The 12,576-nt window shown below is 68.8% G+C and carries 11 protein-coding genes and 2 pseudogenes; 6 read left to right on the top strand and 7 right to left on the bottom strand.

Going from position 1 to position 12,576, the window contains the following annotated elements:
• Positions 1 to 43 precede the first annotated feature (43 nt).
• Together ACGF4C_RS31705 and ACGF4C_RS31700 are read left to right on the top strand one after the other, a co-directional pair.
• Entirely contained in the window at positions 44 to 949 is a 906-nt protein-coding gene (locus ACGF4C_RS31705) for a helix-turn-helix domain-containing protein (protein ID WP_393570893.1), read from the top strand.
• 348 nt (positions 950 to 1,297) lie between these two features.
• Positions 1,298 to 2,464, top strand: a complete 1,167-nt coding sequence (locus tag ACGF4C_RS31700) for a DUF5954 family protein (RefSeq protein WP_393570891.1) — start codon at positions 1,298 to 1,300, stop codon at positions 2,462 to 2,464.
• 149 nt (positions 2,465 to 2,613) lie between these two features.
• Here ACGF4C_RS31700 and ACGF4C_RS31695 read toward each other — a convergent pair whose 3' ends face one another.
• Positions 2,614 to 3,525 carry a MerR family transcriptional regulator gene (locus ACGF4C_RS31695; protein ID WP_393570889.1) on the bottom strand — a complete coding sequence of 304 codons (912 nt, stop codon included), beginning with the start codon at positions 3,523 to 3,525 and terminating at the stop codon, positions 2,614 to 2,616.
• 131 nt (positions 3,526 to 3,656) lie between these two features.
• On the opposite strand from ACGF4C_RS31695, the gene ACGF4C_RS31690 reads away from it, so the two are divergent.
• On the top strand, positions 3,657 to 4,037 hold the full coding sequence (locus ACGF4C_RS31690; protein WP_393570887.1) for a peptidase inhibitor family I36 protein: 381 nt from the start codon (positions 3,657 to 3,659) through the stop codon (positions 4,035 to 4,037).
• Between the two features lie 117 nt (positions 4,038 to 4,154).
• A complete protein-coding gene (locus ACGF4C_RS31685) occupies positions 4,155 to 5,024 on the top strand; it encodes a hypothetical protein (protein ID WP_393570885.1) in 870 nt (289 codons plus the stop codon).
• A gap of 229 nt (positions 5,025 to 5,253) precedes the next feature.
• Here ACGF4C_RS31685 and ACGF4C_RS31680 read toward each other — a convergent pair whose 3' ends face one another.
• The 6 genes and pseudogenes from ACGF4C_RS31680 to ACGF4C_RS31655 form a co-directional block, all read right to left on the bottom strand.
• Entirely contained in the window at positions 5,254 to 6,351 is a 1,098-nt protein-coding gene (locus ACGF4C_RS31680) for a chemotaxis protein (RefSeq protein ID WP_393570883.1), read from the bottom strand.
• A 494-nt stretch (positions 6,352 to 6,845) separates the two neighbouring features.
• Complete coding sequence (locus ACGF4C_RS31675) at positions 6,846 to 7,034, bottom strand: hypothetical protein (protein WP_393570881.1); 189 nt, start codon at positions 7,032 to 7,034, stop codon at positions 6,846 to 6,848.
• Between the two features lie 469 nt (positions 7,035 to 7,503).
• A complete protein-coding gene (locus tag ACGF4C_RS31670) occupies positions 7,504 to 7,839 on the bottom strand; it encodes a nuclear transport factor 2 family protein (RefSeq protein ID WP_393570879.1) in 336 nt (111 codons plus the stop codon).
• On the bottom strand, positions 7,796 to 8,239 hold the full coding sequence (locus ACGF4C_RS31665) for a hypothetical protein (RefSeq protein WP_393570877.1): 444 nt from the start codon (positions 8,237 to 8,239) through the stop codon (positions 7,796 to 7,798). The genes ACGF4C_RS31670 and ACGF4C_RS31665 overlap by 44 nt, the downstream gene beginning before the upstream one ends.
• A gap of 478 nt (positions 8,240 to 8,717) precedes the next feature.
• Positions 8,718 to 9,125, bottom strand: a pseudogene (locus ACGF4C_RS31660) (tyrosine-type recombinase/integrase); the annotation flags it as partial.
• Between the two features lie 245 nt (positions 9,126 to 9,370).
• Positions 9,371 to 10,003 (bottom strand): chaplin family protein, encoded by a 633-nt coding sequence (locus ACGF4C_RS31655; protein WP_393570875.1) that lies wholly within the window; start codon positions 10,001 to 10,003, stop codon positions 9,371 to 9,373.
• 138 nt (positions 10,004 to 10,141) lie between these two features.
• Here ACGF4C_RS31655 and ACGF4C_RS31650 point away from each other — a divergent pair.
• Together ACGF4C_RS31650 and ACGF4C_RS31645 are read left to right on the top strand one after the other, a co-directional pair.
• Positions 10,142 to 10,569 (top strand): annotated as a pseudogene (locus tag ACGF4C_RS31650) (DUF1152 domain-containing protein); the annotation flags it as partial.
• A gap of 745 nt (positions 10,570 to 11,314) precedes the next feature.
• Complete coding sequence (locus ACGF4C_RS31645) at positions 11,315 to 12,574, top strand: MAB_1171c family putative transporter (RefSeq protein ID WP_393570873.1); 1,260 nt, start codon at positions 11,315 to 11,317, stop codon at positions 12,572 to 12,574.
• The last annotated feature ends 2 nt before the right edge of the window (positions 12,575 to 12,576 follow it).

Here is a 12,576-nt window from a genome sequence, read left to right as displayed (position 1 = left end):
ATTGGACAAATGTTCCCTCATCCGGCTCACGTAGCATGGAGCGGTGCGGACTTTCATGCACGGTGCGGCTGTGTGGGACGTCGCCTGCCCGCAGCGGCCGAGCAGGGTGGCCGGTCTCACCATGGCCGGGTTCCGTGTCCGTAACCTGCCGGCCCTCCGGATGGTCCCGCACCCGGCCGTGACGCTGCTCCTGGAGTTCGGCGCCGGCTCGCCCGTCCTTGACTGTGCCGCCGGGCAGCAGCAGCGGGGAAGCCTCGTCGCCGGGCCCGGGCTGGGGGCCGGAGGCGCGGTCCGGGCGCGGGGAGAGAACCTCGAATGCGTGCAGGTGCGCCTGTCCCCGGTGATCGCACGCGCGGTTCTGGGCGTCTCCCCCGCCGACCTCGACAGCGCCGTCGTCTCCCTGGGCGACCTGTGGGGCCGGGAGGTGTCCCGGATCTGCGAGCAACTGGGCGAGGTCTGGTCATGGCAGGCCCGTTTCGCGTTGACGGACGCGCTGCTCGCCCGCCGGCATGAGGCGGGACCGCCGGTGGACCCGGAGGTGGCCTGGGCCTGGCACCGGATCGTCGCCAGCCGTGGCCTGGCCCGGGTCGACGGACTCGCGGCCGAGGTCGGATGGAGCCGTAAGCGCCTGTGGTCCCGGTTCCGGTCGCAGCTCGGTGTGCCACCCAAGCGTGCTGTGAAGCTGGTCCGCTTCGACCATGCCGCCCACCGCCTGGTCGCGGGTGAAGGCGCGGCCCACGTCGCGGCCGACGCCGGCTACGCCGACCAGTCCCATCTGCACCGAGACGTCATGGCATTCACCGGCGCGACCCCCGCGACCGTGGCCGGCGAGCCGTTTCTCGCGGTTGACGACCTCGCGTGGCCCGACCGTGGAACGCTCACCATGCCTCACGTCCCCAGCGATCCCCGGCTCGGTCGTCGGCCGGAGGTCCGACGGCTACCACTGTGATCGTCGCCGCCGTCACCTGCGCTGACTGCGGATCCGGTGCGCTCAGCGGTAAACCGCGCCGAGCGCCAACCGTACCGGTCGAAGCGCGATGTACCGACCGCAAGGACTCGTCCAGTGCTGTGACCACATAGGTTCGCCGGGTTGGTGGTCGTGGCGGATTGAGGTGCGGGTGAAGTCCATTCCGACCGCTGGCGGTGCGGTGGAAACGATCGTGAAAGTCCGTCCGGACGACGCGAGTTGCACTCAACACCCCTCCCGACTCGCCCCCCCATAGCGTGTGAAGTCCGCGAAAAGGCAGGAATCAGGAAATGCAGGAGGGCGATGTGCCGTGGTCGGCAGGATAGGGGCATGGACCAGGAAGAGATGGGGTCGGGCGGGGCGTGGCCGGTGGTCGTGCGGTTTCCTGTAGAACCGGTGGAGGCCGCTGTGGAGGCGGACGCGATGGACGCCGTGGTGCAGGTCGACACGCTGGCGGTGCGCGGCCCGCTGTTCGGGGTGGCAGCGCAGAGTGTGGAGGCGGAGCAGCGACCGCAGTGGCGGGTGGTGAGCGCAGTGACGGCCGGCTGTCCGCAGACGGCGCGTGACAGCCTGAACTCGCTGCTGTGGTTCCGGGCGAAGGACGATGCCCAGGACAGGGAGGAACGGCGTGCTCTGCTGGCGGCGGTCGCCCGGTTGGAGCGCGAACGCGTCGACGAACTCACCGTGCTCGGGACCCGCTATCGGATCGTGCGTGCCGAGGAGTACGCCGGCCTGGACGCGGACGGCATCGAGCAGCCGCGTCCGACGGATCCGGAGCCGGTCAGGCCCGACTGGGACGATGGCACCACCGAGGCGCCGATCGATTACGGGCTGCTCCTGGACCCCGACGCCCCCATCACCCCAGCCCAAGCCGCGGAGCGCCTGGCGCTGCGCACCTTGGCCTACACCGGCTCCCGGTTCCCCCACGACGTACGCAGTGACTCGCAGCGGGCGGTGGACACCCATCCCGACGTCTTACTGCTGCCTGCGACGTTCGCGGTGGTGGAGCAGGCTGCGGGTGGTGGGTGGATGTCGGCCAGCGCCCTGCACGGCAGTGCGCACGAGGCCCGTAAGACATTGGATTTTTCCCTGACGTGGTGGGAGCCACGCAGACGGGGTCTCGTCCCGGTGGGCGCTCACAGGGATGTCGACGCACGCACCCTGGTCGCCGAAGGTGTCGACCCTGCGGCCTCGGAGCTGGCCCCCTACGCCGAGGCCGCTGACCAGCTCCGCGCCGGCCGGGTCAACCAGCTTGAGGTCGAGGGCACCGTCTACCGGATCGGCCGCACCCGCCGCCTGCTGCGCTGGGGTCCCGACGGCCCCGAAGGGCCACGCCCGTCCGACATCAACAGGCACGGCCCTGAGCGCATCCACCCGGTGCTCGACGAGGACGGCAACATCCTCCCCGAGGACGAAGACAACGAGGCCGAGCCTTCGCTCTTACGGGTCCACAGCCTGCGTGACAGTGAACGGACACCCGCCGCGGCGCAGGCGTAGCCGGCCTCGGCGTAACGGGTGGCTACCCGCTCCCGCTCAGGTGACTGTTGCTTTCGGCGGCGTCTTCGCCCCGTTCAGTTGCTCCGCTGCAACTGCCCGCCCTGCGGCGCTACGAAGACGTGGCGGGGCGGTGGGACGGTGGGGCGGCGCTATCGCGCTGGTGCCGGCGCGGCTTGTTGCCGCGAAGCGAGGGCTTCGACCAGCCAGCAATGCGTGATCCCCAGGTTGGGTCGCCGAGCGGCCGAGATCGTGGCGACGTGTTCCCAGTAACGGCGAAAGAGGGGGATGGTGCTGTGCAGCTGCGCGCCCATGAAGGTGCGGAAGCCGGGTGTGTCGTCCTCGCCACGGGAGCGGGCGCAGGCTCGGGAGAAGTGGTCCAGGGCCTCTCCGGGCTGGGGTGGCAGGCCATCGGCGACCGTGTCGGCGGCGAGCTCGCAGGTGTCGAGGAGTTCTGAGTACAGCGACGCCTTGTCGCGCACGTTGGGGCAGGCCCAGTAGGTGGGGAAGTCCTGGTGACGGGTGAGTGTGTGGAGTTCGGCGTAGGCCAGGACCACTTCCGCGGTGGGGGTCTCCGGAGGTTCCGGAACGGCCTGCGCGGTGATGGCCTCGGCAAGGCGCGCCGGCACGGAGGCGGGAATCGTCTGGTCCCACGCCCCTGCGAGCCGGTCTTGGGCCTCCGGCAGACGCTGAACCTCGGACAACACCTCCAATCGGCGGAGCCGCTCCTGTGCCGAGCAGTTGTCCAGCGCCTCCAAAGTGGCCTGGCGCCAGTGGAGTTCGGTTAATCGGCTCCGCACGAGGCCCATCTCGTCGGCGATGAGGTCGCCGAGGCTGCGTTCGCCGGATGCCAGCCGGGTGATGGTGGAGATCGGGGTGTCCAGCGCGCGCAGCCGCTGGACCAGGCGCAGTTGTTCCAACGCCTCCGGCCCGTAGCGGCGGTGGCCCCCAGCGCTTCGCTCAGCGACGGGCAACAGGCCGACGTCGGAGTAGTACCGGACCGTCTTCACCGGCAGCCCGGTGCGGGCCGCCAGCTGCCCAATGGTCCATGTGACCTCACTCACAGCTACTTGAACCTCCAGTGCACGGGAGCTCTTAGCGTACGAAGTGCCGGTCGGGCACGACCGCCAGAACCGGCCAACGCCTCACCCACCTCAGGTGCTTCACCTGAGAACCGACCAGAGGGGAACACCTCATGCGTATGCGTCACATCGTCGCCGCGGGTGCCGCCGCGACCGCACTCTCGCTCGGTGCCGTACTGCCGGCCTTCGCCGACGATCACGCCCCGGTCGCCGCCGACCAGGCGGCCGCCGCAAAGCGGAAGGTCAAGGTCTACCAGGACGCCAAGTACAAGAGCAGGAACACGACCTTCACCGAAAACATGCGGAACCTGAAGAAGGACGGCTGGAACGACACCATCAGCTCGGCCAAGAACCTGGGCAACCGCACGGTCACGTTCTTCCAGCACAAGAACTACGAGGGCGCCCGCTTCTCCCTGGCACCGGGCGAGAAGGAGCCCCACTTCGGCGACCACTCCGGCATGAGCGACGCGACGAGCTCCGTCAAGTTCCGCTAACAGCGGGTTCCGTCAGTACGGACTGCTGACGGGCGGGGTGCGGCTACGGGGGGCCGCACCCCGCCCCCCTCTCCGCCGACTCACCGCGCACCGCACATCGCACGACGAGAGGCAACCATGTCGCCCTCCCGCGCCCGGGCCACCACCGCGCTCGCACTGCTGCTCCTGGCCACCACCGCCTGCACCGCCGCGGAGCACGGGTCCACGCCCGCCCCACACCCACTGCCTATGTCCCGGCAGGCCAAGCAGCTCCAGCTACCACTGGACGCCTATGCATCCACCGTGGCCGAGACCCACCTCGTGGAAGACGCACAGGACCTCCTCATGCGCCGGTGCATGAACGACCGGGGCATGGAGTGGAAGCTACTGCCCCCGGTAGCCGCCCAGGACATCGAGTCGCAGAACGTCGGCCGGTACGGAGCCGACGAGTCGGAAGCTGCCCGCTACGGATACCACCCGCGCCCCGACCCGCCGTCGGTGGCACGGCGCAACCGGGCCTGGGACGAGCGCGACGCACTCCCCGCCGAGGTTCAGCAAGCAGCCTACGGCCGCTCCGGCAAGGGCGGCTGCCTCAAGACCGCCCAGCACCAACTCGTCGGCGACACCCCGCCACCCGACTACCACGCCTTCAACCAGCTGACTGGCACCGCCCTGGAAACCTCCCGGCGAACTCCCGAGGTACGCAACGCCCTGCGCACATGGCACGCATGCATGGCAAAAGCGGGCTTCAACTACCCGGACCCCTTTGCCGCCGCCGACAGCGAGCGCTGGGAGACGACCGAGCCCACGGTGACCGAACGCGCCACCGCCCGCACAGACGTGGCCTGCCAGAAGTCCGCGAAGCTGGTGGCGGTATGGACAGCGACCGAAACCCGCATCCAACACCGTCTGATTCAGCAGAACTCCGACCGCCTGCACGAGGCGAAGGCCCGCAAGGACCGCTGGCTGGCAGCCGCCCGTCGCGTCCTGGAGCGTTACGGCGGCTGAGGCAACGCCACGGTGCACCTGAGGCGTGCCCGCCACCCGCGGGCCACCAAGATCGATGCCCACCCACCTGAAACACCTCACATGCCCCGGCTTGCGGGGCCGCCTGTGATGATGAGGAGCGTACAGATCCGATCCCGGAGCCATCCGCTTCCGCTTCCGCCTGCGCCGGCGGGCGTACCCGCGTCGGGTGAACAGCTCCGGACGGGTTTTCGACACACCTGCCGGTTGGTCAGTAGCGAAGGGTGGCGGCGACGTGGCCGGACTGGGAGAGGGTGTCGTCGGGTACGAAGGTGACCTGGGCGCCGGTGTCGAGGGAACGCTCGATCACCTCGTCGACGATGTCCTCGCGGGCTCCGGGCTCGTCGGCCTCGGCGGGGACGAGGTGCTCACCATCGGCGCGGACGATGGCGCGGAACTGCTCCTCGACGACCAGGTGGGTGACCCGGCCGTCGCCGGCGGCCTGCCAGACCTCGTCCAGACCGGCGGCGTACTCCTGGCGGCCACGGGCTGCGTCGAGCCGGGCGAGGGCATCGTCGATCTCGCGGTCGGCTTGGGCGCGCAGGGCAGGCGCGACCACCTGGCGGACGGTCTCGGCATCGGCGTGGGCGAGTCCACCGTGCCGGATCTGCTCGGTCGCCTCCTTGGCGATGGATCCGACGGCGTCCAATAGGGCGAGCGCGCTGGTCTCGCCGACCACGTACAGCGGGCGGCGGTCGGTGGCAAGGACCTTGCCGATCTCGGTGTCGGCCTGGCGCAGGAAGGTCTTGGTTTCCTCGTCGCTGAAGGTGCTGGGCGTGCCGCCGGTGCGTTCCTGCCGTTGGGGGTCCGGCGCGTCGGGGGTGCGCACCAGTGGGAAGCCATGGCCGGCCTCTTCGGTGACTCGCTCCTGGTTGCCGCCCCACAGCACGACCCGGTCGGCGGCGATCGCGAGCACCCAACAGGGGCGCTCGGCAGCCTGGGCGGCGACCAGGTTGCGGGTGAGGAAGGTGTCGGACAGGACCACCCGCGCCGGGGCAGTACGCCCGAATGACCAGACCTGGTGCTCGCCGGGTGCGGCGAGGATCGCCAGGCCGTCCTCGGCGTGCACCAGGTCGACCTCAGACACGCCCCGGTCGAGTTGCTCCAGCACGTCGATCCGGTCGGCGCGGGAGACCGCGGGGTCGGCCTGGATTTTTTCCTTCGCCTCGGCCAGCAGTGTGCGCAGCCGGACCGGATCCTCGGCGTTTTCCGGCTCCCGGCGGTGCGTGGGCATCAGGATGGAGACCGCCGGATAGCGCCGAGGCCGACGCAGCTCGGCGAGGACGGTGGGGCTGAGGGTGTGGCGCACGGAGACCCTTCCCGAAGGCGGTCCCGCCTTCTCTGTGTGTACGCACGAAGTCTGCCACTTGTCCCGAATGCCGCAAATGCGAATGCCGTCGTAGAGCACACACGGCAGGTCCTGCGTCCACCGAAAGGGGCAGGTCAGGAAGGTCCGCCGGATGAGCTGGGTGGCCTCGCGTAGCCGCTTGCCGTAGCCGGGCCGCTGCGGCAGGCAGGGGAACACGTCCTCCAGATGGGTGCGGGCACGCCGCCCCACCGCGCCTGGGACGTAAACCCGAGCAGGGCCCGCATCATCGCCGGGGTCACCCGTTCGGCGTCGCTGAGCCGGGGCGCGATGCCCACCGCTGGCCACCACGGGCCGCACTGCGGCGCACCGAGCCCTTCAGCAAGTCGTCGGGCTTCACGTGGGTGCGATCGCGACGGCGTCCAAGGCGTCGTCGTGCGTCACAACTGACGTTGGATGCCCTCGTACCGTCTGCGCGACCGAACCAGGAGACCCGATCACGGTCCGGAGCTGGCGACGGCACGCGGATTGGTCGTATCGAAGTAGACCCAGTTCGCACCCGGGTCGAAGTAGAAGGCGCCGGCATACGTCCCGCCCGTCACCTGACGGTCGAAGGACTCGCTCCGGACCCACCTGCCACTCCTGGGCATGAACTGCACCAGCTTTGCCGGCAGTTGGCTCGGCATCGCGGGCCGAAAACCCCGCTCCGGCGCCCCCACAATGGCGGCAACGCCACCCGCTCTCAGCCGGGCGAAGCCCACCACACGAACATCAGTGGGCCCCGGAACGGACACCCTCGAATCGGTGCCCCGCACGACGCCAAGCCAATGTGGGTTGGAGAGCGGGCCGAGCGCGGCGAACCGACGTTCCAGCGGTTCAGAGTCCGTACGGACTCCGTTGCCCTCTGTGCGTTTCGCAGTGGACGTACACGCCGCGAGTACCACCGCCGCGCCCAGCCCGAGCGCACCCCGACGCCCCAGACCCACCAAGCCGCCCGTCACACGCTCTCCCCCCGCCACCCCCACACCCAAGGCCCTGATCGTAGCGGTCCACTCAAAGCCGCTACCCCTTGGAATCGATCACCTAGTGGCCTCAGCGGGCTGGCCCAACGTCGGCTGTGGGTGAGGTTCGAAACGAGCCCGTCTCGGGGAGGGGCTACCGTTGTGCGGCAGCTTGGCGCAGATGGCGAGTCACATCGCCGACCAGGTTGATGCGGACCCGGCGCTCTACGAAGCGCCACTGACCGTCACGGCGCTCGAAGCGGTCGTGGTATCGACGGCCAGCGATGGGTTGCAGCGGCAGGTCAGGCAGCGCCTGCACCACGGTGACGTACGAACGCGAGACCGCGGCGCCCGCCTGTTCGTCGACCTCGATGGCAACGTTGGTGGTGACATGCTGGGTTCGCGGCGTGCCGTCGGCGTAGACGATCAGGGTGTCCTGGGTCGGCTCAGTCGCCGGAGTAACCCCAGAAGTAAATTTCCTGCGGTTCACCCTCATGGTCGTGGAGCACGGCGCACCGACCGTACCAACGCCAGTAGTCGAATTCCTCGAATCGTGGCACGTGAGCCCGGGTGAGCTTCCGCGTGCCCAAGACGCGCAGCGCCTCCTCCTCGGTCACCCCCTTCAGGGTGCAGTAGTCCGGCTCCTCATCCGGCCCGATGATCCGGAAGATGTCGAGTATCGAGTGCGTCCCCTCGTGCTGGACGAGTTCGTGCTCCCACAGGTCGTCCACGGTCTTCGGCCACGGCACCCGCTCTTCCTCCGGCCTCCAGTCGGCACCAGGACCCCAGTAGTACTCCCGCTCCTCAAAGACCTTCTGTCGCAGCCCCTCGAATGCCCCGACGAGATCCTCCTGATACGGCACGGAATAGTGCCACTCTGACGCGCCCATGCGGTCCCTCTCTCCAGCCTTCCGGAACGGCCGGACGCTAACAGCAGCCACTGACACTCGGGCGTGAAGGGAGCACCAGATGGAAACGGTCTGGCTCAGTGCGAGGTCGTCTCAGCTTCCGTTTCATACAGCCTCACGCAGCTACGTTCACTGCCGTACAGACGGAGCCATCGGCAGGAGCCGCCCGCCCCGGCGCTCGGCCGCCCATGAACGCAGGTGAACGGCCCTGGGCGCACCCCTCACCCCACCAACAGACCTGGAAGGCGTGTGGGGCACCAGGCGGCGCCGACCGCTCTTCTCAAGGAGGATGAGGGGGGTGGGGATCCACGGCCTGCAAACATAGTCCCGAGGTGGCTCCCGGGGACCTTTGTGCCCACCCCCCTTGACCGCGGACCTCGAAGGTTCTCTGACCGGTCTCACTCCACCGGACAAACTAGCAAGCAGCACTGACAACGGCCCGCCACCGAGCGGCGCTTGCTCACCCGGTCCCGGGCCGCTGCTTCAGCAGACGGTCCATGTGGCTCACGCCCTCCCGCTGCGTGTCCTGCACGACGTGCGTGTACGTGTTCATCTTCATCGTGATCGCGATATCGCTGTGCCCGAGGATCTCCCTCACCACGCCCGGAGCGGTACCGGCCGCGGTGAGCAGGGTGGCGCAGCCGTGCCGGGCATCGTGCAGCAGGATCACCTGCAGATCGGCGTTCTTCGCGACCCGGGTGAAGGAGCGGTACAGGTTCCGCAGCTCGATCGGCTTCCCCGTGCGGGTCGTGAACACGTAGCCCGCCTCCTCCCACTTGGCACCGGCCTGACCACGCATGGCAGCCTGCCTCATTCGCTGCCACCGGAGCGGCACGAGGCAGATGGCCGGCAGCGGCAGAGCCTGACGAGCGCAACAAGCACGCGCCGCCCGCTGTCGGCGGGCGGCGCGTCGAGGCGTTGGGCAGCCACCACCATGGGTTGCGCCTCTGAATGGGTTGCGCCTCGGATCCCGGGGCCCAACCGGGCAACGGTGGGCAGGCGAGGAGCCGACCCGATCCGCGGGCTCGCGTACGAGCCCGCTCTCCTTCGGTCACTCACGGACAGCAGGTACGAGAACGCCCCTCTGCCCAAAGACGCTCGCGGGGGCCGCTGTCAGCGCCTGTCGGACTCGGCATGGTGGTGGAACTGGTGGTGATCGGAGCGGATGTCGGCGTTGATGCACGTGTTCCCGACGGCCGGGTTCAGCACACCGATGAAGTTGAGGGTGTTCCCGCAGAGGTTGATCGGGACGGTGATCGGCACCTGGACGACGTTGCCGGAGATGATGCCCGGGGAGCCCACCGCTTGGCCTTGTCCCTCGGAGTTGGCCGAGGCCACGCCGGCCATTCCGGTGACGGCCACCCCGGCAGCGACGGTCGCCACGAGTGCCTTCGCGATATACGACATGCTCTCTAGTCCTTCCACGTATGACGTCAGATCACGCTCCCCACCCATGAGATACGGCTGGGGCCTGATCAACGCGCGGCTGACCGAAATGTCACGTAATGCTCCTACTAACGGCTTAATGCGCGGGGTGCTGTGCTCGTCCACGTGATCGTCCGCGTGCTCGTTCACCTGACCCTCCGCGTGGTCGGCAATCGCTTGATCATGGCCGTTGATCAGGTGCTGGTAAATCAGCGCCGTCCGCGCGGACGAGTCCCCCACACGGTGCATCAGCTCCGGGGTGGTCGCGCCGCCGGTCGCGGCGGGCGTGTTGCCCCGGTGCCGTAGATCGTGGAAGTGCATGCCCGAGAGGCCGGCGGCGCGCAGGGTGGGAACTGGTGAAGACCAAGCAGCGCCGCCCGCCCCACAGCCGTACGTCTGACGCCCGTGACGCGCTTGATCGTGGCAGCGGGAGGAGGCGGCGACGCTGTCACCGCTGCGATGCTGGACACGGCCCTCTACGGTGGCGAAGCTCCGGCGGTGGTTCTCACCTACGCGTGGGGCCGCCTCTTGATCGCCCCGGCCCTGGCCCGAGAGGGCCGGCCCACTTCACCGGCTACGCCCCCTCGCCCAAAGCGTCCAGACGGTTCCCGCGGACGCGACCCCGATTGCTCCCGCGGGCTCGACGCTTCCCCGACTGGCCGCGGAGCTCCCGCGGACCTTCGCGCTCATCGATCCGCACCACGGCACCGAAGGGATGGTTCGCCAACTCGAAGAGCACCTACGTACAGGACTTGGAGCCGGATTCCGTCGACCTCCTGGACGTCGGCGGCGACATCCTCGCCCAGGGCGAGGAAACCGCCGAGTACAAGCTCCTGGCAGATGAGTTGCTGCCGGCCCTGCAGACCCTGCCCCTCGCAGCATCGTGTGATCGCTTCAGCCAGCTGTGCGTGCGAGCGTGCGATCCGCTCATGCCCAGCGCTGCCGCCGGCTCCTCGGCGGGTCCGGGCCGGGTCGCTGCGTCATGTGGCGCCGACCGTCGGCAGGAAGCAGCCGACTTGCTGCAACCGTCCTCGAAGCCGTTTGGCAAACTGCTAAGGAAGTTGGCCATGCGCTACGAACATGACGTCTACTTCCACCGGTGTCCGATCGAAGGGCAAGGCGACACCATGACCACACGACAGGTACGCAAACGGTGTCAGGCGCTCGTCAAGACGCTCGACCTACCCCGGCCGTTTTCCGTCGACGCCTTCGTCAAGGGGCTGTCGGTGCGGCGGGGTCGGCCGATCCGGATCCACACGGTGCCGATCGGAGCCGCCATCAACGCCTGCGGATTGTGGATCGCCACCGCTGCCGACGACAACATCTATGTCGAGGAGAAGACCACCAAGTTCCACCAGGAGCACATCATTCTCCATGAAATCGGGCACATCCTGTGCGAACACGGCCGCAGCGACCAGGAGTTCCACGAGGTGCTCGCCATGCTGTTGCCCAGCATCCGGCCCGAGATGATCAGCCGGCTGCTGGGCCGCAGCAACTACACCAATGAGCAGGAGCAGGAAGCCGAACTCGTCGCCAGCCTGATCTACTCGGCCGCGGGCATCCTCACGCCCTCGCCGTCGACGGGGGTGCGGGGCAAGCTTGAGGCCGCACTCGGGATCCGGGAGTAGGGCCATGAGCACACTTTCCCTCTACGAACTCGGCTCCCGGATCGAGTTGTTCGGCGCGGCCGCGCTGTGGCTGGTGATCATCCTCCGACTGCCTGCCGCCCGCCACTCCCATCAGCAGAAGATGTTGCTGCTCGCCGTGGTCGGGATCGCCGGGTCGATCACCGTCTACCTCGACCCCGTCACCGCGGTGGTGAACCGGTCCCTCACCTTCGCCCAGAGCTGCGGGTTGTTCATGAACGCCTGGGGAGTCCTCAGCTCGGCCCTGATCCTCGATTTCGTCCTCGCGGCGATGTCCCGGCGCCGTCCCTGGCTCATCTACGGCCCCATGATCATCACCATCGTCGCGCTGATCACACTGAACTTCACCATCGCCCCGCACGCCGGCTGCGTCACGACGCAGGCCGTCCCGTGGTACAGCCCCTTCTGGTGGATTCTGGTGGCAGCGCATCTTGTCGGCACGGTCCCCTGCGCGGTGCTGTGTGTGCGCTACGGCCGCCAGGCCCATGACGACCGGTCTTTGCGCACCGGCCTGTTGCTGCTCGCCGCCGGCTTCACCTCGTCCTCCCTGTTCTGGTGCGTCGTGCTGGCCTTCCTCCTGGCCCGCCCCGCCTGGCTGGGCGCACTGTTCCCGTTGAACATCGGCGTCACCGCCTGGCTGATGACCGCAGGGGTCTTCCTGCCCCTGGCGCTGACCATCCGCCGCGCGGCCCGCGACGCACGCGCCCTGTGGTGCCTGAGTCCCCTGTGGCGTGACCTGACCGAGGCCGTCCCGCACGTCACCCTGGAGAGGCCCCACCGGCGGATCCGCGCGGTGGTGGGCAGTCCGCAGGTCATCCGGCTCAGGCTCTACCGCCAGGTCATCGAGATCCTCGACGTCCTGCTCGTCCTGCAGGATTACGTGCGGCCCGAGGTGGTGGAGCGCGCCCGCCGCCACGTCACCGAGCACGGTGTTGCCGAAGAACACCTCGAACCGGCCGTCACCGCGTGCTGGCTGCAGAGCGCCCTTCAAGCCGTGGCGGCCGCGGGCGCTGCCCAACCGAATCCGCTCACGCCGGTCAACCTCAAGGACGACGGGCTCCGCAGCGAGAGCGACTTCCTGCTCGCCGTCCTGCGAGCTCGCACACTTCCCGCGGTCCGCTCTTTCGTCCACTCCACCGCCGCACCCGCACCCGCACCCTCACCCTCGCCCTCGTCTGCGCCCTCGCCCGCCTCCGCCATGCCGGACGGACGCGATCACCCCACCCCGACCAAGACCACCACATAGGC

Origin of the sequence: Streptomyces sp. NPDC048197, from assembly GCF_043202395.1 — a bacterium.
Classification (GTDB): Bacteria; Actinomycetota; Actinomycetes; order Streptomycetales; family Streptomycetaceae; genus Streptomyces; species Streptomyces siderophoricus.
This window is presented reverse-complemented; position numbering and strand designations above follow the sequence as displayed.